Source organism: Rhodococcus sp. 06-1474-1B (assembly GCF_002258885.1).
GTDB lineage: Bacteria > Actinomycetota > Actinomycetes > Mycobacteriales > Mycobacteriaceae > Rhodococcoides > Rhodococcoides fascians.
In genome coordinates this window covers 38,573-59,848 of the sequence record NZ_NOYR01000013.1, presented here as the reverse complement: position 1 = coordinate 59,848, position 21,276 = coordinate 38,573, and the positions used below count along the sequence as shown (strand labels likewise).

The following is a 21,276-nucleotide window of genomic DNA, read 5'->3' as shown; positions in this document are numbered from 1 at the left end:
AAAACCCCGTCACCGCCCACAAAGCAGGCACCATCACCGGCCTGAGCGTCACCGCAGGCGACGCCATCACCCAAGGCACCGTCCTCGCAGAAATCAAGTAGGGGAGTACCTTTCGATGACTGCCCTCGCTGAATCGTTCGACGGCGACACCTCTCCGGCGCATTCCACCGAGTTCGAGATCGTGTCCACGGTATTGCGGATGGCCTCGGCCGCCCGGGTGCGGTTGGCGGAGGCGCTCGATGCCCAGGGACTGAGCTGGGCACGGTACGAGGTACTCGAATTGGTTTGTCGGAGAGGGCCGTTGTCGTACAGCGCGCTCTCACGTGAATTGGTGCGACACCGAACCAGCATCACTGCGACAACTGCCAGTCTCGTCGACGCGGGCCTGTTGGTGCGCAGTGTCAATCCGCGAAATCGACAGCAGTACTTGGTCGACGCCACCGACTCGGGGTATCGCGCGGTGACACGTGCCGAACGTGCGCTCGAACGGGCTCGGTCGCGGATGGCGGTCGATGCAGATTCCGAACAGACACTCGAAGTGCTGCGCGGCATCGAGAAGCAGTGGAACAGGCGGCGCTGACCGACACGTCCTGGTTGTGATCCGCCGACGGTGATGCAAGTACCCCTGGGGTGATACCCCCAGGGGTACTTGCATACCCCCTTGGGTATGTGCAATGGTGGGCACGTTCGATTGCTCGGGGTTTCGTCCGCCTCGATCGATACCCCCACCCGTATAGGAGAACCATGTCGCTGCGCGATGCCGAAATCCTTCGCCCACCTGACGACCTGCCCGCGAGAGGGCCGGGACTACTCGGCCGTGCGGGTGCGTCGATGGTGACCCACCGTCGTTGGGTGTTCGGCGCATGGCTCATCGCGCTGATCGGCCTCGGTTCGTTCGCGCCCTCGGTCTTCACCTCTCTGGCGGGAGCCGGGTGGCAGGCGAACGGATCCGAATCCGTACAGGTTCGAGAACTGGCCCAGCAGCATTTCGGTGGCAATTCGTCCGCAGCGGTGCAGGTGGTCGTTCACTCCGACGCAGCATCCATCACGGACCCCGCTGTTCGGGCAGTGATCGACGACGTGACCGAGGTGTTCTCCGGTGACTCCCGATTCGGAGACGTCGTTGCGCCGCAACCGAATATGACGATCAGCCCGGACGGCCGCACCGGCATCGTCATCGCCGGGGCGAACGGCACGACCGACGAGATGGTGAAGGCCGTCGACGATGTGAAGGAGCGGTTGACTGCGCTCTCGACCGACGGAATCGAGGTGTATCCCACCGGTTCGTCGGCCCTGTGGTCGGACTTCAACAAGGCGAACCACGACGCCATGATCCAAGCCGAACTGTTCTCGTGGCCGGTCACCTTGGCGATCATGGTGCTTGCCTTCGGTTCCCTCGTCGCGGCCGGTTTGCCGCTGCTGCTCACCGTCGCGGGGCTCGTTGCCTCCGCTGGTGGTCTGGTTCTGCTCAACGGTGTCACGCCGATCTCGGTGTGGGCCATGAACTTTGCAATGATGTTCGCCCTCGCGCTGGGAATCGACTACGCCCTGTTCATCGTCGCTCGATTCCGCGACGCGCTGCGGAACACCGACCCTCGGGCTGCCGTCGCCGCCACCATGGACACCGCAGGTAAGGCCGTCGTGTTGTCCGGGCTGACGGTGCTGGTGAGTCTGTCCGCAGTGCTGCTGGTCCCCGCGCCGGCGGTGCGCACGATGGCCGTCGGGATCATGTTGGCTGTCGCCTTCGTGTTGCTGGCAACGATGACTCTGCTGCCTGCGGCATTGGGTGCGCTCGGACCCAAGGTCAACGCCGCTTCGTTGCCGTACGCCAAGCGTCAAGTGCATCGATCCCCAAGGTTCGCGGCATGGGGGGAGTTGCTGCACAAGCACCCGTGGCCGTTCGCGGTCGTGTCGGTGGGGATTCTGATTGCGCTCGCCCTGCCGGTGCTCGGGCTGAAGGTGGCAATGCCGTCGATAGCAGTGGTGCCCGAGGATGCCCCCGTGCGGCAGGGTTACGAGCTCGTTCAGGACCGGTTCGGACCGGGCGCACCGGGTTCGCTGCAGATCGTGGTTCCCGAAGTGGATGCTGCCGAGACCGCAACCGTCGCTGCGCGGGTCGACGGGATCTCGATGGTGACGCCGCCGCAGAGTGCTGCTGACGATTCGGGATATGCACTGCTGCAGGCAATTCCGTCGGTGGATCCGTCCGACGAAGCGATGGGCTCCGTTCTCGCCGAGCTGCGATCGACATTGCCCGATTCGGCACTCGTCGGCGGAGCACCGGCCGAGAACCTGGACCTGCAGCAGGCTTTGAACGACTACCTGCCGATTGTCGTCGGGATCATCCTGGTTCTCGGATTCGTGCTGCTGCTGGTGGCGCTTCAGGCTCCGCTCATCGCGTTGCTCGGTACCGCGGTGAGCCTGCTGTCCACCGCGGCGGCGTTCGGCGTCGCCAAGCTGATCTTCCAGGACGGACACGGATCCTCGCTGCTGGGCTTCACGCCGCAGAAATTTCTCGACGGTTGGGGCCCGGTCTTCTTCTTCGCGATGATCTTCGCCATCGCCATGGACTACACGGTGTTCCTCCTGGCTACCGCCAAGGAACATTACGAGCGCTCCGGTGATTCCAAGGTTGCCCAGGTCGACGGGTTGGCCCACTCGGGACGAGTCATCTTTGCCGCAGCAGCGGTGATGGTGGCAGTGTTCTTCACATTCGCACTGTCGGATCCGTTGCCCCCGAAAGAGATGGGCATCATCCTGGGTGTTGCGGTACTGCTCGACGCGTTCCTGGTTCGACTCGTCCTGCTTCCGGTCCTGCTACGGCTGACCGGACACGGCGCGTGGTGGTCGCCGGCATGGCTACGTGCCGTCCTGCCCTCCATCCGCTTTTCACACTGAATCGACAGCTCACACTGACACAACAATTTTCGAGGAGACATCATGAACATCGCACTGTCCACCACCCTGACCGACACCGATTTCGCCGACGCGATCGAGAGCACGAGAAAGGCGTTGTCGGAGCAGGGATTCGGAGTTCTCACCGAAATCGACATGCAGGCCACGTTGAAGGCCAAGCTCGACGAGGACATGGAGCGCTACGTGATCCTGGGCGCGTGCAACCCGGGACTGGCTCACCGCGCAGTGGGGGTGATGAAGCAGATCGGTCTGCTGTTGCCGTGCAATGTGGTCGTACGTGAGAACCCGGCGGCGGCGCGGTCCGTCGTCGTCGAGGCCATGAACCCGGCCATCATGGTCGAGGTCACCGGTGAGCCGCGGTTGGGTGCGGTCGCCGCCGAGGCCACGGCGAAACTGCAGGCGGCAATCGCGGCCCTCGGCGGTACCGGTACCGCGCCGCAATGATGCCCCCGGGGGTACCCTGGGCTTCACTGCTACCACCATCGAAGGAATCGACATGATCGGCGACGAAGACAGCATTGCACTGGTACTCAACCGGCTCAAGCGTGCGCACGGCCAACTTGCGGGTGTCATCGGGATGATCGAGAACGGTCGTGATTGCAAGGACGTCGTCACCCAGCTCGCTGCCGTGTCGCGGGCGCTCGACCGTGCCGGGTTCAAGATCGTGGCAACCGGCCTACGGGAGTGCATGACGGGGGATGCTGCTGACGGTAGGGAACCGATGACCGAGGCCGAGCTCGAAAAGTTGTTCCTGGCTCTGGCCTGAGCCGCCGGCCGAACTCCGGACGAACGGCATGTGTCGGGTTGCCGTCGATACCGAGTTGCAGTCGACAAGCAGCGGATTCGACTGCATACTTGACTTGGTCCAGAAAACCGGAGGATACTGACGCTGTGATGCCGATCTCACCCTATGCGGAGCAATTACGCACCGCCGATTTGCGCGTGACCCGTCCGCGGGTCACCGTGCTCGAGGTCGTCGAAACCAACCCGCATGCGGACACCGACACGATTCTCGGACTCGTCCGATCGGTGCTCCCCGAGGTATCACGCCAGACGGTGTACGACGTTCTCAATGCCCTGACCGCTGCGCGCCTGGTGCGTCGCATCGAGCCCGCGGGATCTCCCGCACGATACGAATCTCGGGTCGGGGACAACCATCACCACGCTGTGTGCCGCAACTGCGGCGCGATCGCAGACGTGGATTGCGCGGTGGGCGAGACGCCGTGTCTCACCGCATCGGACTCCGTCGGTTTCACGATCGACGAGGCAGAGGTCATCTACTGGGGCTTCTGCGCACAGTGTTCGGCTGCTCGCGAGCAGCCGGCAGTTCCCGTTCAGTTCCCTCCCCGGTCTCGAACACAGCAGAGTTCGTGACCACCGATCACAGCCCGATCGTCACACCTTGGAAGGAAGCACGTGTCTGAAGATCACGTAACACGCGAAAAAGAGATGAACGAGGATCAGCCGCAGGAGAGCGGTGGCAAGTGTCCGGTCATGCACGACGCGATGCCCACGCCTGTCGAAGGCGGCGGCAACCGCGAGTGGTGGCCCAAGGCGCTCAATCTCAAGATCCTCAAGAAGAACCCGGCCGTGGGCGATCCGATGGGTGCGGATTACGACTACGCCGCCGAGTTCAATTCTCTCGATCTCGCCGAGGTCAAGCGTGACATCGAAGCCGTGATGACGAACTCGCAGCCGTGGTGGCCTGCGGACTTCGGGCACTACGGTCCGTTCTTCATCCGCATGGCGTGGCACGCGGCGGGCACGTACCGCAAGCAGGACGGCCGCGGCGGTGCCGGAGCGGGTATGCAGCGCTTCGCACCACTCAACAGCTGGCCCGACAACGCGTCGCTCGACAAGGCCCGCCGTCTGATCTGGCCGATCAAGCAGAAGTACGGCCGCAAGCTCTCGTGGGCCGACCTGATCGTGCTCACCGGAAACGTCGCCATCGAGTCCATGGGGCTGCCGACCTACGGCTACGCCGGCGGACGCGTCGACGCCTGGGAGCCGGACGAGGACGTCTACTGGGGCCCCGAGCAGACCTGGTTGGGCGACGAGCGCTACCACGGTGACCGCACGAGCCTCGAGAACCCGCTGGCCGCAGTGCAGATGGGCTTGATCTACGTCAATCCCGAAGGCCCCAACGGCAATCCGGATCCCGTGCAGTCCGCACTCGACATCCGCGAGACCTTCGGCCGCATGGCCATGAACGACATCGAGACCGCGGCACTTGCGGTCGGTGGACACACCTTCGGCAAGACCCACGGCGCAGCCGACCCCGATGCCCACATCGGACCGGAGCCCGAGGGCGCGCCCATCGAGCAGATGGGCCTGGGCTGGAAGAACAGCTTCGGCACCGGCTCGGGCGCCGACGCGATCACCAGCGGACTCGAGGTCATCTGGACCCCGACGCCGACCCAGTGGGACAACTCGTTCCTCGAGACCCTCTACGGCTTCGAGTGGGAGCTCTACAAGAGCCCGGGTGGCGCACACCAGTGGCGTCCGAAGAACGGAGAAGGCGCGGATCTCGTTCCCGACCCGGCGGATCCGTCCAAGCGTCGCCACCCGTCGATGCTGACCTCCGACATCGCGATGCGCGTCGATCCGATCTACGAGCAGATCACCCGTCGTTGGCTCGATCATCCCGAAGAGCTCGCAGAAGAGTTCCAGAAGGCATGGTTCAAGCTCACCCACCGCGACATGGGACCGGTCTCGCGTTACCTCGGCCCCGAGGTTCCGGCGGAGCCCCTGCTCTGGCAGGACCCGATTCCGGCCGTCGATCACGAGCTGATCGGTGACGCACAGATCGCCGAGCTCAAGCAGGCCATCCTCGGTTCCGAACTGAGCCAGGATCAGCTGATCTCGGCTGCATGGGCGGCGGCATCGTCGTTCCGCGTCAGCGACAAGCGCGGCGGTGCCAACGGTGGCCGTCTGCGCCTGCAGCCGCAGGCCGGCTGGGAGGTCAACGAGCCCGACGAGATCGCACAGGTCATCCGCGTTCTCGAAGGCATTCAGCAGTCGTTCTCCGGAACGGTGTCGTTCGCGGATCTCGTCGTCCTCGGCGGCGTCGCAGCCGTCGAGCAGGCCGCCAAGAATGCAGGCGTCGACATCACAGTTCCGTTCACCCCGGGCCGCATGGATGCGACGCAGGAGAAGACGGACGTCGACTCGTTCTCCGATCTCGAGCCCAAGGTGGACGGCTTCCGCAACTTCCTGGGCAAGGGCCAGAAGCTGCCCGCCGAGTTCAACCTGGTCGATCGGGCCAACCTGCTCTCGCTCAGTGCACCGGAGATGACCGTGCTGGTCGGCGGTCTGCGTGTACTCGGCGCGAACTACAAGGGGTCGACGCACGGCGTCCTCACCGACAAGGTCGGCACGCTCACCAACGACTTCTTCGTCAACCTCCTCGACATGGGCACCGAATGGGTTCCCACCGCGGAGGACGGCATCTACGAGGCCAAGGACGCCGCTACCGGCGAGAAGAAGTGGACCGGAACCCGTAACGATCTGGTCTTCGGCTCGAACTCCGAATTGCGCGCTCTCGCAGAGGTTTACGCTTGCGATGACGCCAAGGAGAAGTTCGTGCGGGACTTCGTCGCGGCCTGGGACAAGGTCATGATGCTCGATCGCTTCGAGCTCGCCTAGTACTCACCGGCGCTGATGCGCCACCCGAACTCGAAGTTGTGGATGGAATACGAGCTGGATCCATCCACAGCTTCGAGTTCGTCGTTACCGGGCTGTTATCTTTCGATGCCGATTCGTGACTTTGCACCTGGATTTGTCGCAATGTCCGATTGTCATGCTGGTTGCATGACACAACAGGACGTATCCGCAGGCTCTGCGGACAACAACAGAGACGAAACACGTCAGAGTGCATCCGGTTTCGGGTCGTTCCTCGAGATGTTCCAGGACGCGTCGACCGACAAGTCGGACATCGAGCGCGGAATCCGATAGGACTCAGCGAGCGCCGATGGTGTTGGTGACGGAGCCGATTCGTTCGATATCGAGTTCGACGCGGTCGCCCGGAGCAATCCACCGGTCGAGTTCGAGCCCGCAACCGCGAGGCAGAGTGCCCGACGTCAGGAGCTCGCCGGGGTGGATGCTCTCGCCGCGACTCGCATACGCCAGAGATTCACCCATGGAATAGCGCATGCCGGCAGTGCTGGTGGTGGACCAGAGCTCGCCGTTGACCCGGACGGTCGCGGCCAGCGAATCTATATGCGCCGCAACCTCATCGGGGGTGACGATGTCTGCGCCCATCGAACTGGCGAACGTCTTGGTCTTGACGACCGGACCGAACGGAGTCCGGCGCTGCTCTTCCCACTGCGTGTCCCGCGCGCTGATGTCGTCGAAGACGACGTAACCGCCTATCGAAGCCTCGGCCTCCCGCTCGGATGCATCTCGGATCGGTCGGGTGACGACGGCACCGAATTCGAGCTCGAAATCGAGAACTCGGCTGTACGACGGCCACTCGACATCGGCCCCGTCGGCGACGACGGTCAGGTGGTTACCGGTGTAGTAGATCGGATGGTCGTCGAACCCCGGACCGGGACGCAGGGCCGGGAATGTTCGACGCGTCAGCATCTCGAATCCACGGATGAACGGGACGGCACGCGGTAGATTTCGCCGAACGAGGTTGTGTGCGGCCAGGTCCCAGTGCTCGTCCCAGCCCAGGAAGCAGCGCAGTGACGCCGGAACGACCGGAAGGGTCGGTGCCGGTCGGTCCATCGTCGCGATGCCCTCGTCGGCCGCCCGCCGCGCCACCGTCGTTGCGGCTTCACGTGCGGGTTCACCTGCATCGAGGAACCGAAGCATGGACCCGGTGAGCGGGCGCAGGATCTCGGGGGCACCCAGAGTCGAGACCGCAGCCTCGAGATCGATCCACGTGGTCGTGTCGGGCACGTGGACGGCAAGGCGGTCGGCGGAATCGGTGGAGGTCAAGCGTCGCAATCGCACGGGCGCGTCCGATCTGTGCGGAGCGATGCTCCACAACGGTTGAGGAACCCGGAGTGTAAACGGTGCCACGGTCGGCGTGTCAAGACCCGACGGTTAGCGTGGGGTGATGAGATCACCGGTGCCCGAGTATCTTCAGTCCGTCCTGACGGAGTGCCGACACCTCGACGATGGGGAAATGTCGAGCGGCAACCCTGAATTGGCGGCGGCTGATCCCGACACGTTCGCGGTTGCGCTCGCCACCGTCGGTGGGTCGCACTACGGGGCGGGCGATACCGACACCGAATTCTCCATCCAGTCGATCGCCAAAGCCGTGGCCTATGCGCTGGCCATCGAGGACAACGGGCTCGCAGCGGTGCTCGAGGCCGTCGACGTCGAACCGTCGGGTGATTCGTTCAACGAGATCTCGTTGGAGGCGCGGACCGGTCGACCTCGCAACCCTCTGATCAATGCCGGTGCGCTGGCGGTACATTCGATGATCGCGGGCAGTGACGGCGAAGAACGAGCGGGGCGGCTCATCGAGCTACTCGGAGCCATGGCCGGCCGCGAACTCCACATCGATCGGGCGGTGTACGAGGCCGAACTGGAATCCGACGATCGAAATACCGCGATCGCGCACCTGCTGAAGTCGGTCGGCCACCTCGGTGCGGAACCCGCGGTCGTCGTCGACGGGTATGCGCGCCAGTGCGCGGTGACGGTGACGTGCAACGATCTGGCCGTGATCGCCTCGGTGATGGCGAACGGCGGAACCGATCCGGCCACCGGCCGACAGGTCGTCGACCCCGCGGTCAACCGTCACGTTCTCGCTGTCATGGCAACCTGTGGGATGTACGACGGCAGCGGCAGTTGGATTGCGACAGTGGGCATTCCGGCCAAGAGTGGAGTCGCGGGAGCCATCATGGGCGTGCTCCCCGGTCAGGTGGGCGTTGCCGTGATCTCGCCCCGGTTGAACGAGCACGGAAACAGCGTCCGCGGGGTTGCGGTGTTCGAGAGGTTGTCACGCGACCTCGGTCTGCACATGATGCACGTCCCTCCCAGCGGCGAATCCGCCATTCGCACGCTGAGCGAATCCGACGGCGTCACCACCGTCGAACTGCAGGGCGAGCTGAGGTTCGCCGGTGCGGAATCCGTCGTCGCCCGTCTTGCGGCCGGCGTCCCGGACTGCGAGGAGATAGTCGTCGATTTCACCGAAGTGCGCGCCGTCGACGGCGCTGCACAGCGCCTCCTTCGAGAGGCTGTGAGCGGACTGGAAGACGACGGCTACCGCGTCGTCGTCGAGGATCCCGACGGGCTGATGAACGCCTCCCGGGACAGCTGACACACCTCGAACCAGACGGTCGGTGTCACAGTCTCCCGGCGAGAATCATGTGCCAGTAGGACTGCGGTAGGCCGTATCGGTCGAACGCCCACGCGGACCGTCTGGGTTTGAGGGGATCGAGAAACGAGGGTAGCGACGAGACCAGTGCACCGGTGCGGTCGAACTCGGCAGCAATCAGAGTGTGTGCTTCGACAGCGATGGGTGCGACGGTGTACCCGTCGTAATTCGACATCGCTCCGCCGCTCCTGGATGCGACGAGATTGTCGACGAGAACCGAAATCTGTTGGCGTAGAGCGCCACCCGACGAGTCGGTGTCGATCGCTGCACCGTCGCCCGCAGCCCACACCTCGGGGTGGCGTCGGTGCCGCATCGTGCGGGAGTCGATGTCGACGACACCGTGCTGCTGCTCTCCGGCCAGACCGGACTCCTGTACCCACAGTGGTCCGCGATACGGCGGGACCAGGTGCAGCATGTCGTAGTCGATTCGCTCGTCGACCCCGGCGTGATCGGTGACGGTGATGCGCTTGCTCTCCGGCTCGAGCGCCGTGACCGATGTATCCATCAGGACGCGCACACCCAGGTCTCGGAGGTGGCCGGCGAGCCGGGGGTCCAGGTCAGGGACACCGAGCAGACTCTCACGATCTACGACCAACGTGATGTCGACGGTCGGTAGTCGTCCTGTGCGTTTCCAATGGGCCGCCGCGAGAAACAGCGGCTTGACGGTTGTCCCGGTACACCCGACGGGCGGACGCGGCACGGTGAACACGGCGTGGCTGTGTGCAGGCAGGTCACGGACCAGCCGCCATGTGCGCTCGGCCCGGTCGAGGTAATTGCTGGCGACATCGGGAAAACGAAGTGCCGCGTGCACACCCGGCAGAGCGGCTTCGTCGGCGATCAGGCCTTGCCCCAGCACGAGATCGCGGTAGCCGTACTCGATTCCCGACGCGCAGCGAACCGATCGTTCTGCCGGATCCACCGACACGACCGAATCTTCGAGCCACACACAGCCCTCGGGGGTCACCGAGCGTTGGGTCCGTTCGGCCTCGGTCAGCGGTGCCTGACCGGCACCGACGTACGACAACAGGGGCTTGTACGTGTGCACCTGCTTGGGCTCGATCACGGCGACGTCGGACACGCCCTTCTTCAGCAGTCGTGCGGCCGCGCTGATACCGGCATTGCCTCCACCGATGATCAGCACGTCGTACATGGTGCGGCTCACCGTGAATCGGCCGCCTGCGCTGTGACGTCGGTGCGGGCACCGGTTTCGGTGCGGGCTTCGGCGAGCGTGCGGTAGACGAAGACGCGGTCCAAGACGCCGCTCGGGTCTGCGCCGTCGGGAAGCACGACGGAGAGTTGCTGCTGCCAGCGACTTTGGCGAATAGCGGTGGCGTCGAGCACGGAGCGAACTCCCGCCGCGACGAACGTGACGCGAGACAGATCGAGAATGAGAGCCCGGCCGCGCTCGGCGGCTTCCCCCAACGTCTCGGCCAGCACCGGAACGTCGACGTCGGTGATGGTGCCGGCAATGCGCACCTCGATGTCGTCGCCCGCGCTCTCGTCGACCGACACCGTCATCTCGGCCTCCGGGAGAGAGGAGCGGGTACTCGAGGCACGGTCGCCGGTGGTGGAGAGCGATGGAACCACACCGGCGAGCGGAGTTCGAATGGACGGAACGACGATCATGGACAACTCCTCTGGAGCCGAACTCCTGAACCCGTGCAGGGGGAGTGCGGCAGTCGACTGCCGAGACTGCGGGCTGCTCCTCAACCACACACGTCCTAGCACTACCCCGAAGTGCGTGTCGGTAAGCCTGTTCCGAACAACCGGTTTGCGGGGCTCGGACACGGGAATACGAATCCGACAATCCACGCTGGGAGGAATGTCCATGACGACAGCCGAATTCGATTCCGTCCGTTCGCTGGCACGAGTGCACGCCGATCCCGGAGTGTACGAGCCTCAGGAGGATTCACTTCTGCTGTGCGACGTCGCCGCAGATTCGGGGCTCGTGCCTGGAGCCCGTGTACTCGACATGTGTACCGGTAGCGGCGCAGTGGCCATCACCGCAGCACTGCTCGGTGCCCGCGAGGTGGTGGCCTTCGACATCTCTCCGCGTGCGGTTGCCTGTGCGCAGCGCAATGCCCGGTCGGTCGGAGTCGATGTGGATGTGCGGCTGGGGTCGTTCTCGGAGGCAGCCGAGCTGGAGCCGTTCGACATTCTGCTGTGCAACCCTCCGTACGTTCCGTCGGAGACCGCGCCCACCGGCATGGGTTTGCACCGCGCCTGGGATGCGGGTGAGGACGGGCGAGTGGTGCTCGACCCTCTGTGCACGCGAGGCGCGGAACTGCTGGCACCCGGTGGTGTGCTGCTGGTGGTCCACTCGGAATTCTCGGGTCCGCAGCGAACACGGGAGATGCTGAATACTCACGGTTTCGGTGCATCGGAGGCGGCGTGCCGCACAATCGACTTCGGGCCCGTCATGACGGCTCGTGCCGAGTGGCTCGAGGCCAAGGGCGTGCTCGAATCAGGCCGCAGAACGGAAGAATTGGTGGTGTTGCGTGGCGACAAGCGATGAGTCGACGGGTGGTGACGCTGCACCTGCGCGCACTCGGGTGAGACTGGTCCGGGGCGGACCGATGCTGATCGACGGGCCGGTCGAGATCGAACTCGACGACGGCTCCGTCGTCACCTCGGATCGTTTCGTCGTCGCGCTGTGCACGTGCAAGCGCAGCAAGACGTACCCGCTGTGCGACACGAGCCATCGCGCGAAGCGACGAGCGAGTCAGTCCAGCGACGACTGACCGGCGGACCACCGCTGCATCACGTGGTCCGCGAGCTCGTTCTCGACGAAATCCAGTGCGCGCATGCCGAATACGATGTCGGCTTCGATGTGCGGTTCCTGTCCGATCAGGTTCTCCACCACGTCGTGGCGCAGGACCTGCTCGTGGACGGCGTCGGCCTCGACGTGCTCCGCGTAGAACGCGATGCATGCAGCCGGCGCTGACAGCCTGCGAAGGCCCTGCACGAACCGCTGTGAACCCGGCGAGGACGTGATCTCCGTGGCGGCGAAATGGCCCACGGTGGCACCTCGGCGGCTGCGGTGCAATCCGAACAACGACATGAGGTTGACCCACGCGAGTGTCTGGGCGGGGACGCGATCCACGTACCCGAGGTAGGACGCATCGAGGTCTGCTGCCGTCATGGATTCGGCCCACAGATGCTGGTGGACACGCTCACCCCTGCCACCGCCGTACTCGTCGAATTCGACGGCGACATACGAGGCCTTGACCTGGCCGACCAGCCTCGGGATCGCCCACGCATGGGGATCCGCTTCCTTGAGGTGGTAGATGGACCGATGTACGAAGTACTCGCGCATCTGCTCCCACGATCCTTCGTCCCGCAGGAACCACGACGGGCCGGTACCGGACGACGCCTCGACCGACAGTCGCTTCATTTCGGCGACGACGTCGTCGCCGGGTTCGACATTCGAGCGCACGTAGTTCAGAAACGCGGATTCGAGTGCTGCTCTGAACTGCAGCAGTGCTGGATCCCACTCCAGTTCGTCGTCCACGCCCTCGAACCCGCGGTAGTGCAGTTCGTAGCTGATGAGCAACGCCAGTTGCATATCACGCGACGTCGGATCGGCATCCGACGCGCTGGGCAGTGCGGCACCGCCGCCGGTGGAGAGATACCGGATCACGGCGTCCGAGAGTGGACCACACGGCACCGGCAACCGAGGCGACACGAGGGTGGGGGCGATGGAAGGGGTCACAACACTCATTGTTCACGCCTACCCGCTGCCGGTCACGGTCAATCGTGTGGGTCCGATGCGTTTGCACGCATACGAAGCAGGTAATCCGCTTCGTGCGATTCCGAGTTTCGGGGTCGAGTAACAGAGAGGAGCCTCCATGCGCGCAGTGACATGGCAGGGCAAGAGGAACGTCAGCGTCGATTCGGTGCCCGATCCCCGCATCGAAGCGCCGACGGACGCAATTGTGAAGATCACGACCACCAATATCTGCGGATCGGACCTACACCTGTACGAGACGCTCGGTGCCTTCATGGACCAGGGCGATATTCTGGGTCACGAGCCCATGGGCATCGTGGAGGAAGTCGGTTCGGAGACAGGCGATCTCGCCGTCGGAGACCGTGTGGTCATCCCGTTCCAGATTTCGTGTGGACATTGCTACATGTGCAATTCGAGTCTGTACACCCAGTGCGAGACCACCCAGGTTCGTGAGCAGGGCATGGGTGCAGCGTTGTTCGGCTTCTCCAAGCTGTACGGCCAAGTGCCCGGTGGGCAAGCGGAGTACCTCCGTGTTCCGCAGGCGCAGTTCACGCACATCAAGGTCCCCGAGGCCGGACCCGATTCGCGATTCGTCTACCTCTCCGACGTATTGCCTACCGCGTGGCAGTCGGTGGAGTACGCGTCGATACCTGCAGGCGGGTCGGTGACGGTGCTCGGACTCGGTCCCATCGGAGACATGGCCGCCCGCATCGCCCAGCACAAGGGTGCTCGGGTCATTGCTGTCGACCTCGTACCCGAGCGCCTGGCGCGAGCTGCGGCACGGGGAATCGAAACGGTGAATCTGGCCGAACACAGCGGGGGCGTCGGCGACGTCATTCGTGACATGACCGACGGCCGAGGAACGGACGCGGTGATCGATGCCGTCGGAATGGAGGCGCACGGCTCACCGGTCGGCAAGCTGGCCCAGCAGATCGTCGGAATGCTGCCCGACGCCGTGGCTGCGCCGATGATGCAGAAGGCCGGCGTGGACCGGCTGGGTGCGCTGTACTCGGCAATCGACATCGTTCGACGCGGCGGAACCATCTCGATCATCGGTGTGTACGGAGGTATGGCCGATCCGCTACCGTTGATGACCTTGTTCGACAAGCAAATTCAGCTGCGGATGGGCCAGGCGAACGTCAAGCGATGGGTCGACGACATCATGCCGCTTCTCGGCGACGACGATCCGTTGGGCGTCGATTCGTTCGCTACTCACGAGCTTTCGCTCGAAGAAGCGCCGCATGCGTACGACATCTTCCAGAAGAAGCAGGACGGTGCGATCAAGGTTCTGTTGAAGCCCTGAACCTTTCGAATACAGCGATGCGGCCCGGAACTTCACGGGCCGCATCGGTATTCGCAGAAGGAACGATCGATCGTCGTCAGTCGACGGAGATGACGTCCTTGGCGATTGCTGCCAGGCGAGTCTGTCCTGCAGACACGACTCCGTGGCGGTTCTTGTGTGCCTCCTCGTACGCCACGACAGTGCGTACGTCGGCGGGTGTGGTCAGTTCCTTGATGGCGGCCACCGCGTCCGAGACGTTGAGGTCGTCGTAATCCGCTACGGGAAGCTCGTCGGCACCGAGAGTTCCACCGGCGGACCGCGCGGTGTGAATGGCGTCGGCGACAGAATCGACACCTTCGCTACGGGTGACATCCTCGGCGGCTTCGAGTGCTGCATCGCGGCTGGCGGTCAACGTTCTGACGGCGACGTCGCCTGCGTGTGCACCGCGGCCCAGCAGAGCGCTCAGTCGATCCGGGGTGGCGCGAGCGGCGTCCAGTGCGCGGTCGAGACCGCGGGCCGACCAGTTGGCCGGTGCGTTGACGATCTTGACTGCGGTGCCGGCAGCTGCCTGAAAAGGCGTCCGGCGCAGTGCGGCGGGTCCACCCAGGGCGTCTTCGGCGAGGACGGTCTCGAGCCATTCGACCGTGGCGGCATGCGCGGTGGCCAAGCGGCCGGCCAGTGCCACGACGGACGGTTCCTCGGCTGCTGTCGCCAGAGCCTTGATGTACTTCGCTCGACCCAACAGTTGCTGCTCGAGGGCGAGATCGCCCAGCAGTGCCTCGTCGAACGGCTGCGCCTGCTCGGCGACTGCCTTCACCGCTGCGAAGGTGCGTCCGATGAACGGTGCCACTACCTCGGGTAGCCCGCCGAGGTTGCGCAGTGCTTCCTCGATGGCGGCGGCGCGGTCACGTCCGTTGGCGGCGTTCTGCGTCAGTTCCCGACGAACCGCTTCGGTGCGCGCCTGCACGACGCGGGTTTCCGCGACCTGGATTTCGGTGTGTGTCAGCTGCAGTGCAATCCGCAACTGAGCGATCAAAGTCGATGTGCTCATGGTGCTCCCCTTTCGGTGGGTGGGTACATGGATCCGGCCGATGCCTGTGGGTCACAGCGTGATGCTCGGCCCTGTTCGGGTGTTACCCGCCGGTAAGTTTTGCCAAACGGCTGTACCGCAGGTGTGAACAGCGACACGTCCGAACCGCTACTCGTGTCGGCGGGATTCAACGGTTTCGATCGGCAGCGGAATGGACATCCGACACCGATGACTACCGAGCTGTACACAGCAACCGTCTCTGCAACTGCGACCGGCGTGACCTCCGACGACGGAGTGCTGTCGTTGAGTGTGCGAGAACCGGCCGAACTCGGTGGCCCGGGCGAGGCCACCAACCCCGAGCAGTTGATGGCCGCAGCGCTGTCGAGTTGCTTGGTGGAGTCACTGCGGATCGCACTGGGGACCGTCGGCGGCAGTGTCGACGAACTCGCGGTCAAGGGCACCGTCGTGCTGACAGATTCCGACGCATCCGGTTACGACGCGAAATTCGCACTGTCGGTGTCGCTACCGGGCACCGACAACCCGGAGGCCGTACTCGCGCAGGCCACGTCGATCTGCCCGTTCCTCAAAGTGATCGACGCCGTGGACGTCACCCTTGAATAACCGCTCGATCGATCGGCGGACCTGCTCCGAACGCGCGCGATGACATCCATTCGCGTTCGGGCGGTTCGCGGAGTGCAGGCGATCAAAGCCGGCTTCGCGCGTGAGGACACCACGCTGATCGCGGGCGGACTGACGTTCTACGCGGTGATTGCCGTCGTCCCGCTGTTGCTTCTGACGATCCGGGCGACCGTGTTGTTGGTGTCGGCGCAGTGGGTACAGGGCGGATTCGACGCCATGTCTGCGTTACTGCCCGATGCGTTGGGTGCCCGCGCGGCGCTCGACGGCCTGGCCGATGCCGGAATACACCTGGGACCGCTGGGAGTCGTGATCTCGATATTCCCCGCAACGTTCTACGGAGAGGGTCTGCGGAGGGCGATCGTGCGTTTCGCCCCGACCCGTGAAACGTTCACCGGGTGGCGAGGCAGAGCTGCCATGGTGCCCTTCTTCGTCGCCGCACCGGTGTTGCTCATCGGGGTGCTGACCGTCGCACGCGTCTTGCACGCGACCACGGGCGGCGGAGGTGCCGGTGCGCTGGCTCTACGAATATTTCTGGGGTTCAACTGCCTGTGGCTGATCCTGGCCGTTCCGCTTGCCTGGACCTACCGGGTCATCGCGCCGCGGGCGGTGGGGTGGCGGGCACTCGTGGTCGGCTCCCTGGTCACGTCGTCGATCGTCACCGGATTCGTGCACGGATTCATCCTGTTCCTGGCCATTCCGGTCGACCTCGGTGCACCGTTCGGCGGTCTCACCGACATCGGCGGCGGTGTGGCAATCATGTTGTGGATGTTCGTCTTTCACGTGCTCGCGCTCGCCGGCTGGCTGATCACCGCCGAGTTCGATCGGCCCGTCGGTACAGCCCGAACATCAGCTGGGTGAACCCGAGAACAGCCAGACCACACGTCACCGATATCCCGATCGTCGCGGACGTCTGAGCGCTACCGGGGCCCCCGCCCGCAACGGTCGCGGTGACGACGGCGGCAACGACCCGAGACGGCCGCTCCCACACTGTCAGAAAGCCGACGTCGGAGATCCCGGCTCCGACGGCACGCGCGCGGGCCGTCTCGTGCAGCAATGTCGTCACACCGACGGCAACGACGATGGGCATCGGAGCACCCAGCGCGAGGCTGCCCGCCAGGAACAGCAAATCGCTGCACCGATCCGACACCGTGTCCAGCAGATAGCCCCACTGCGATTGGGAACGGCCGATCATGGCCACGCCGCCGTCGATACCGTCGAGCAGCCCGGAGAACACGATGAGCACCGCCGCCAGGAGGGGCAGCGAGGTGCCCGGCCGGGACAACGCCACCGATCCTGCAGCCGCAACCACCGCGGCGACGGTGACGACGTGGGCCGAGACGGACGCGCGCACGAGCGGGGCGCTCAGGAAGTACACCAGACGAAGCCACGTCGACACGAGCACCGACGACGATGGATCGATGTTGCTGTGCAGACCCGACCATGTCGACAGATATTCCTGGCGGGTCGCCGGAAGTTCGGACGAAGTGCGCCGGCTCGGTGTGCTGCGCTGGTTGACCATCGACGATCCTTGCTCGGCAAATCGAAAGACCGACTCTACGAAAGATTCGTCGGTGTATACCCGCCCGTTCGAAACCCACACCCGAGCGGCTCGAACTGTTACTGCTCTTCGGAGTTGCTCTGTCTTCTGCGGGCTTTGAGCCGCGATATTTTGATCCCGACGGCCGCGAACAGAATCAGCCATCCCGCGATCAACACTCCGCCTCCGACGAATGCCGCTCGCTGCAGAGGATGGGTGTCTGCGTACACGTAACCGACTGTGCCCCACAGCAAAGCGACGAAAAAGATAATCGCCATCATCCACATCATCGAATACAGCGTTCTGTTCATCATTTGCCCGATCTCGCCGTTGCCTTTGTCTGCCGCCGATTTACATTCTCCCACTGGCCGTACCCGATTCGGTCGAGTCGACACCGGAACCACCCCACATTCACCACGCGAGTTTCGGTTGAACCTCGCCCGCGAAGAGCCCGAACTCCGCGCCTGTCCGATGCATGTGCCCGAACAGGGCCTCCGCGAGGTCCTCGGAAGCCGTTCCCATCGTCGACGACCACCGTCGAGCGCGACAGCTCGACCGAGACGTGCGCAGTTCGACCGTGCCCGAGTTGTTCACGTCGACCGTCAGCCGATCCGCTCCTGTCTCCACGAGACGACGAAGTGCGCCGGCACCGAACAGGACGAGGCCGCGCACCTCGAGCACCGCGTGAGAACGTGCAGTGTCTCCCGGAAGACCCACCTGGATGCGGCAGTCGGCGTCGCCCCACTGCCGCCGTAATTCTTCGGCACCGGGTCCGTGAATCCACACTCGACAATCAGGATGCCTCAGGACCGAGCCGACGGTCTCGAGGAGGGACGCAGCGCTGTGCCCGGTGGTATCGACAACCGCGACAATCTCCGGCAGCGCGAAGATCAGACCCTGGGTACGCGCCGCAGGGTCGGTGATGCGGGAGGCCAGCATCAACGCTTCGGCATTCTTTCGCTCTCGGTCTCCGCCCGTGCGTTCGGCCCAGTCGGGCCCGTCGTGCCAGGCGACTGCTCGCGGCCGATGGGCCAGGACGGCACCTGCGGCGTAGGCCCGATGCGCGAATTCCCAGTCTTCTCCGCCGTACCCGACGAACGTCGGGTCGAACCCGCCGAGTTCCTCGAACAACGTTCGGCTGCAAGACATCACGGCACTGATGACGTATCGGTACGAACGACGGTCCGCGTCCAGAAGATCTCGCGAGCCGGCGTAGCCGTCACGAAGCCATGGGGGCTCGGTGAACTCCGTGGGGCCCGCAGATCGGCCGTCGAACCAGGTGCCGATGTCCGCGGGCGTCCACCCGCCGAGATCGGCATGTCGACGCCTACCCACCGTCACCGCATCGGGAAGGGCCACGATCAGGCGTACCGATTCCTCGATGTAATCGGGTTCGGGCACGGTGTCGGCGTCGAGGAAGCAGAGGATGTCTCCGCGCGCTGCGGACGCACCGAGGTTACGTGCGGCGGCGGCCCGGAATCCGAGATCCGGTTGGCGCACGACGGTGATGTCGAGAGCCGAGCCGAATTCCTCCACGTTCGGTTCCTCGGGAGATCCGTCGTCGGCGACGATGACCTGGATGCGGGACGCGGGCCAGGTCTGCGCGGTCAACGCTGTCAGTACCAGGTCGAGCTGATGCTGCTGCCGGAAGTGGGGAATCACGACCGACACTCGGGGCGTGTCGGATGCGGTCGGTGCCAGATCCCACCGATTGTGCGGAACCACTGAGCGGCCATCGGGCAGCGCGATGGACGGTCGAGCCATGCCTTCTCGGAACAGGGAGCTGTACAGGTCGGCCGCCTGCGCCGGCGATGGATACGGTGCCGAGTCGGGAGCCTGCCATGTCTTCTCGGGTCGGCGTAACGCTTCTGCCATGGCCTCGGCCAGGCCCTCCACTGTGTCCTCGTGAATCCACAGCGCATCGGGCGAATTGACGGCCATCTCGTCGACGTATCGACCACGAGGGACCAGAGGACGACGGCCCGCCGCGATCCAGGTGTTGATCGAACCGGATGCCGATACATGCCGGTGGAAAGCAACCGGGACAGCAATGGACCGCAACCGGCCGCCCAGTTCGGCATCGGGCACGAAGCCGGTCGTCGAAAACGGCCTGCCCAGATGCCGGGCAGTCACGCGTAGTTCGTCGAGCACGTCCTCGTGTCCGGCCGACGCGGCCCCGACGATCTCGAACCCGACGTCGGTGTCCAGTGCAGACATGGCACCGAGTACCTCGCTGTGTCCCTTTCCCGGATAGACGAACCCGAGAATCCCGACGACTTGCCGGGGGACGACGTCGTCGGATCGTAGTGCCGGGCGGTCTATCGGTAGGGGAATGACCCGGATGTCGGGTCGGCTGTCGAGTATGTCCTCGAGAAGCAGTCGCTCGTGCACACTCGACACCACGACCGTTGCAGCGCAGTCGATCACTCGGCGGTAGCAGTCGGTGCGTGCCGCGAACGCGGAGCCGTCCGAGATCTGGGGTACGTCGTGCAGCGTAACGGTGATGCGGGCTCGACGCTGCTGTGCCAGTGCGACAATGGCATCGGCGGCCTCGTGCGCGGTACGTCCGAACAGCCGGTCGGTGAAGTGAATGTGGACGGGAGCGTCGGGCGGTAGTCGGTCGGGAGCGGTCACCACGGGACTCGCTGTGGCGGCAGCCATGTCGCGGGCGCACCGGACGACTCCGTGGTCCGGTGGGCCGACCACGAGATGATGCACGGGTGCGATCACGGCGTCGTCTGCAGGATTCGCAGGAGCTCGGAGTGGCGGGCGAGTGCGGCGTCGACGAACTGGGGATGTGCCGCATACCAATCGAGGTGCGCGCGGTGCACGACATCGCTGGACACCTCGGAACCGTCGACCGTCCAGTCTGGGCGAGCATCACCGGGGAAGCCGAGGGCGTCCAGTACCCGGCGTTCGACGGGCGCTCGCACACCGCCGAGCAGTTCTCTCCCTGGATCACCCACAGTGCAGGCGGTGTCGAGGTGGTCCAGGATCCGCTGCGCGAGTGCAGTCAACACCACGTTGGTCGGATGGTTGATCGTATGAGTGGCGGGGCTTCCCGCACTCTGGAACAGGTCGGACGCAGCGATGTCGGTGTCGCGGCTCTCGCGTCGTCGTAGCTCGTCCAGGCTCGCCTGCGCGGCCTCACGAAAGCCGGCGTCGGATACCGGGAGGTCCCAGTTCTCGCCGGACCGCACGCCACGCTCGAAGGCCACAATCGTCCGCAGATCGTGGTACGGAACGAGATCCGGAACGGCCGCTGGATCGCTCGGATGCCGAACGATGACCTGAAAGGGATGCAGCGCAGCGTATCTCAGCACGGGCCAACGAAGTATCACGGCGTGCGGCGGGAGTGTTCGTGTCAGATTGGGGACCCCGAGCGGCAAATCCCGATAGCCCTCCCGCACAGGTTGAGTCAGCAGTACCGAGGTCTGCCGGACCAATCGATCGACGTGCGGCAGATCGGCGGATTCGAGTTCGTGTACCGGCGGGATTCGTACCGTCCGAAACGGCATCGCCGCATCCGAGCTCAGCAGAATGCGCATCGCCTCGGCCTGGCAGTTACCCCAGACGAGCAACAGGGGGCGATCGTCGACGGGTGTACGTGGCGCGGCCTCGAGCCCCGATATTCCGTAGAAATCTCCGTAGTGGCGAGTACGCCCGTCCATGTCTGCCCCGACGTCGTGTGAGTGCGTGTGTTCGACCATCCTTCTGGTCAACGTAGCCCCGCCGAACCTGCGACGCCAACCGCGATTGAACTCGGTACGAAGTGGGTACAGACCCCATGCGCGTGTCGGGAACAGGCACGATTCGT

General features: G+C 64.6%; 23 protein-coding genes. 14 read left to right on the top strand and 9 right to left on the bottom strand.

Annotated features, from left to right (window positions below; all coding sequences use genetic code 11):
• From CH266_RS25115 to CH266_RS25295, 8 genes are all read left to right on the top strand, one after another.
• A partial coding sequence (locus CH266_RS25115; protein WP_141214481.1) for a biotin/lipoyl-containing protein occupies positions 1–101 on the top strand: 101 nt, incomplete at its 5' end.
• Between the two features lie 14 nt (positions 102–115).
• Positions 116–580 carry a MarR family winged helix-turn-helix transcriptional regulator gene (locus CH266_RS03510; protein WP_051365075.1) on the top strand — a complete coding sequence of 155 codons (465 nt, stop codon included), beginning with the start codon at positions 116–118 and terminating at the stop codon, positions 578–580.
• A 164-nt stretch (positions 581–744) separates the two neighbouring features.
• Entirely contained in the window at positions 745–2,898 is a 2,154-nt protein-coding gene (locus tag CH266_RS03505) for an MMPL family transporter (RefSeq protein WP_255175830.1), read from the top strand.
• Positions 2,899–2,940: 42 nt separating this feature from the next.
• Positions 2,941–3,360 carry a DUF302 domain-containing protein gene (locus CH266_RS03500; RefSeq protein ID WP_032383505.1) on the top strand — a complete coding sequence of 140 codons (420 nt, stop codon included), beginning with the start codon at positions 2,941–2,943 and terminating at the stop codon, positions 3,358–3,360.
• A 52-nt stretch (positions 3,361–3,412) separates the two neighbouring features.
• Positions 3,413–3,682, top strand: a complete 270-nt coding sequence (locus tag CH266_RS03495; RefSeq protein WP_032366273.1) for a metal-sensitive transcriptional regulator — start codon at positions 3,413–3,415, stop codon at positions 3,680–3,682.
• A 128-nt stretch (positions 3,683–3,810) separates the two neighbouring features.
• A complete protein-coding gene (locus CH266_RS03490; RefSeq protein WP_094714722.1) occupies positions 3,811–4,290 on the top strand; it encodes a Fur family transcriptional regulator in 480 nt (159 codons plus the stop codon).
• 75 nt (positions 4,291–4,365) lie between these two features.
• On the top strand, positions 4,366–6,561 hold the full coding sequence (gene katG, locus CH266_RS03485; protein WP_217900984.1) for a catalase/peroxidase HPI: 2,196 nt from the start codon (positions 4,366–4,368) through the stop codon (positions 6,559–6,561).
• A 165-nt stretch (positions 6,562–6,726) separates the two neighbouring features.
• Positions 6,727–6,870, top strand: coding sequence for a hypothetical protein (locus CH266_RS25295; protein ID WP_176456996.1), 144 nt, complete (start codon positions 6,727–6,729; stop codon positions 6,868–6,870).
• Positions 6,871–6,873: 3 nt separating this feature from the next.
• On the opposite strand, the gene CH266_RS03480 is transcribed toward CH266_RS25295, so the two are convergent.
• Entirely contained in the window at positions 6,874–7,857 is a 984-nt protein-coding gene (locus tag CH266_RS03480; RefSeq protein ID WP_141214480.1) for a fumarylacetoacetate hydrolase family protein, read from the bottom strand.
• Between the two features lie 121 nt (positions 7,858–7,978).
• On the opposite strand from CH266_RS03480, the gene glsA reads away from it, so the two are divergent.
• Positions 7,979–9,187, top strand: coding sequence for a glutaminase A (gene glsA, locus CH266_RS03475; RefSeq protein WP_032387098.1), 1,209 nt, complete (start codon positions 7,979–7,981; stop codon positions 9,185–9,187).
• Between the two features lie 25 nt (positions 9,188–9,212).
• Here the strand turns inward: glsA and CH266_RS03470 are convergent, their stop codons facing one another.
• Positions 9,213–10,394 (bottom strand): NAD(P)/FAD-dependent oxidoreductase, encoded by a 1,182-nt coding sequence (locus CH266_RS03470; RefSeq protein ID WP_094714730.1) that lies wholly within the window; start codon positions 10,392–10,394, stop codon positions 9,213–9,215.
• Between the two features lie 8 nt (positions 10,395–10,402).
• Positions 10,403–10,870: a hypothetical protein gene (locus tag CH266_RS03465; RefSeq protein WP_094714719.1), complete on the bottom strand. Its 468-nt coding sequence runs from the start codon at positions 10,868–10,870 to the stop codon at positions 10,403–10,405.
• Between the two features lie 202 nt (positions 10,871–11,072).
• On the opposite strand from CH266_RS03465, the gene CH266_RS03460 reads away from it, so the two are divergent.
• Positions 11,073–11,759 carry a HemK2/MTQ2 family protein methyltransferase gene (locus CH266_RS03460; RefSeq protein WP_094666344.1) on the top strand — a complete coding sequence of 229 codons (687 nt, stop codon included), beginning with the start codon at positions 11,073–11,075 and terminating at the stop codon, positions 11,757–11,759.
• A gap of 61 nt (positions 11,760–11,820) precedes the next feature.
• Positions 11,821–11,985, top strand: a complete 165-nt coding sequence (locus CH266_RS03455) for a CDGSH iron-sulfur domain-containing protein (protein WP_063216898.1) — start codon at positions 11,821–11,823, stop codon at positions 11,983–11,985.
• On the opposite strand, the gene CH266_RS03450 is transcribed toward CH266_RS03455, so the two are convergent.
• Entirely contained in the window at positions 11,967–12,965 is a 999-nt protein-coding gene (locus CH266_RS03450) for an iron-containing redox enzyme family protein (RefSeq protein WP_051365077.1), read from the bottom strand. The two genes, CH266_RS03455 and CH266_RS03450, sit on opposite strands and share 19 nt — an antisense overlap.
• Before the next feature lie 127 nt (positions 12,966–13,092).
• Between CH266_RS03450 and CH266_RS03445 the strand changes: the two genes are divergently transcribed.
• The gene (locus tag CH266_RS03445) at positions 13,093–14,274 is read left to right on the top strand and encodes a zinc-dependent alcohol dehydrogenase (RefSeq protein ID WP_032366266.1); all 1,182 of its coding nucleotides are present in this window, start codon (positions 13,093–13,095) and stop codon (positions 14,272–14,274) included.
• A 76-nt stretch (positions 14,275–14,350) separates the two neighbouring features.
• Here CH266_RS03445 and CH266_RS03440 read toward each other — a convergent pair whose 3' ends face one another.
• The gene (locus CH266_RS03440; RefSeq protein ID WP_032366265.1) at positions 14,351–15,304 is read right to left on the bottom strand and encodes a hypothetical protein; all 954 of its coding nucleotides are present in this window, start codon (positions 15,302–15,304) and stop codon (positions 14,351–14,353) included.
• Between the two features lie 207 nt (positions 15,305–15,511).
• Here CH266_RS03440 and CH266_RS03435 point away from each other — a divergent pair, with 207 nt between their 5' ends.
• Together CH266_RS03435 and CH266_RS03430 are read left to right on the top strand one after the other, a co-directional pair.
• Positions 15,512–15,904, top strand: coding sequence for an OsmC family protein (locus CH266_RS03435; RefSeq protein ID WP_027496209.1), 393 nt, complete (start codon positions 15,512–15,514; stop codon positions 15,902–15,904).
• Between the two features lie 39 nt (positions 15,905–15,943).
• Complete coding sequence (locus CH266_RS03430) at positions 15,944–16,780, top strand: YihY/virulence factor BrkB family protein (RefSeq protein WP_094714718.1); 837 nt, start codon at positions 15,944–15,946, stop codon at positions 16,778–16,780.
• On the opposite strand, the gene CH266_RS03425 is transcribed toward CH266_RS03430, so the two are convergent.
• The 4 genes from CH266_RS03425 to CH266_RS03410 form a co-directional block, all read right to left on the bottom strand.
• Positions 16,728–17,441, bottom strand: coding sequence for a CDP-alcohol phosphatidyltransferase family protein (locus CH266_RS03425; protein ID WP_141214479.1), 714 nt, complete (start codon positions 17,439–17,441; stop codon positions 16,728–16,730). The two genes, CH266_RS03430 and CH266_RS03425, sit on opposite strands and share 53 nt — an antisense overlap.
• Positions 17,442–17,539: 98 nt before the next feature.
• On the bottom strand, positions 17,540–17,737 hold the full coding sequence (locus CH266_RS03420) for a hypothetical protein (protein WP_255175829.1): 198 nt from the start codon (positions 17,735–17,737) through the stop codon (positions 17,540–17,542).
• 133 nt (positions 17,738–17,870) lie between these two features.
• On the bottom strand, positions 17,871–20,189 hold the full coding sequence (locus tag CH266_RS25745) for a glycosyltransferase (protein WP_255175828.1): 2,319 nt from the start codon (positions 20,187–20,189) through the stop codon (positions 17,871–17,873).
• The gene (locus CH266_RS03410; RefSeq protein ID WP_255175827.1) at positions 20,186–21,130 is read right to left on the bottom strand and encodes a WcbI family polysaccharide biosynthesis putative acetyltransferase; all 945 of its coding nucleotides are present in this window, start codon (positions 21,128–21,130) and stop codon (positions 20,186–20,188) included. Before CH266_RS03410 ends, CH266_RS25745 begins: the two co-directional genes overlap by 4 nt.
• Positions 21,131–21,276: the final 146 nt, after the last annotated feature.

What these genes read in the sequence shown, in the direction of transcription:
- CH266_RS03510 (WP_051365075.1), top strand. Translation starts at nt 116, where the DNA reads ATGACTGCCCTCGCTGAATCGTTCGACGGCGACACCTCTCCGGCGCAT.
- CH266_RS03505 (WP_255175830.1), top strand. Translation starts at nt 745, where the DNA reads ATGTCGCTGCGCGATGCCGAAATCCTTCGCCCACCTGACGACCTGCCC.
- CH266_RS03500 (WP_032383505.1), top strand. Translation starts at nt 2,941, where the DNA reads ATGAACATCGCACTGTCCACCACCCTGACCGACACCGATTTCGCCGAC.
- CH266_RS03495 (WP_032366273.1), top strand. Translation starts at nt 3,413, where the DNA reads ATGATCGGCGACGAAGACAGCATTGCACTGGTACTCAACCGGCTCAAG.
- CH266_RS03490 (WP_094714722.1), top strand. Translation starts at nt 3,811, where the DNA reads ATGCCGATCTCACCCTATGCGGAGCAATTACGCACCGCCGATTTGCGC.
- katG (WP_217900984.1), top strand. Translation starts at nt 4,366, where the DNA reads ATGAACGAGGATCAGCCGCAGGAGAGCGGTGGCAAGTGTCCGGTCATG.
- CH266_RS25295 (WP_176456996.1), top strand. Translation starts at nt 6,727, where the DNA reads ATGACACAACAGGACGTATCCGCAGGCTCTGCGGACAACAACAGAGAC.
- glsA (WP_032387098.1), top strand. Translation starts at nt 7,979, where the DNA reads ATGAGATCACCGGTGCCCGAGTATCTTCAGTCCGTCCTGACGGAGTGC.
- CH266_RS03470 (WP_094714730.1), bottom strand. Translation starts at nt 10,394, where the DNA reads ATGTACGACGTGCTGATCATCGGTGGAGGCAATGCCGGTATCAGCGCG.
- CH266_RS03465 (WP_094714719.1), bottom strand. Translation starts at nt 10,870, where the DNA reads ATGATCGTCGTTCCGTCCATTCGAACTCCGCTCGCCGGTGTGGTTCCA.
- CH266_RS03460 (WP_094666344.1), top strand. Translation starts at nt 11,073, where the DNA reads ATGACGACAGCCGAATTCGATTCCGTCCGTTCGCTGGCACGAGTGCAC.
- CH266_RS03455 (WP_063216898.1), top strand. Translation starts at nt 11,821, where the DNA reads ATGCTGATCGACGGGCCGGTCGAGATCGAACTCGACGACGGCTCCGTC.
- CH266_RS03450 (WP_051365077.1), bottom strand. Translation starts at nt 12,965, where the DNA reads ATGAGTGTTGTGACCCCTTCCATCGCCCCCACCCTCGTGTCGCCTCGG.
- CH266_RS03445 (WP_032366266.1), top strand. Translation starts at nt 13,093, where the DNA reads ATGCGCGCAGTGACATGGCAGGGCAAGAGGAACGTCAGCGTCGATTCG.
- CH266_RS03440 (WP_032366265.1), bottom strand. Translation starts at nt 15,304, where the DNA reads ATGAGCACATCGACTTTGATCGCTCAGTTGCGGATTGCACTGCAGCTG.
- CH266_RS03435 (WP_027496209.1), top strand. Translation starts at nt 15,512, where the DNA reads ATGACTACCGAGCTGTACACAGCAACCGTCTCTGCAACTGCGACCGGC.
- CH266_RS03430 (WP_094714718.1), top strand. Translation starts at nt 15,944, where the DNA reads ATGACATCCATTCGCGTTCGGGCGGTTCGCGGAGTGCAGGCGATCAAA.
- CH266_RS03425 (WP_141214479.1), bottom strand. Translation starts at nt 17,441, where the DNA reads ATGGTCAACCAGCGCAGCACACCGAGCCGGCGCACTTCGTCCGAACTT.
- CH266_RS03420 (WP_255175829.1), bottom strand. Translation starts at nt 17,737, where the DNA reads ATGGCGATTATCTTTTTCGTCGCTTTGCTGTGGGGCACAGTCGGTTAC.
- CH266_RS03410 (WP_255175827.1), bottom strand. Translation starts at nt 21,130, where the DNA reads ATGGACGGGCGTACTCGCCACTACGGAGATTTCTACGGAATATCGGGG.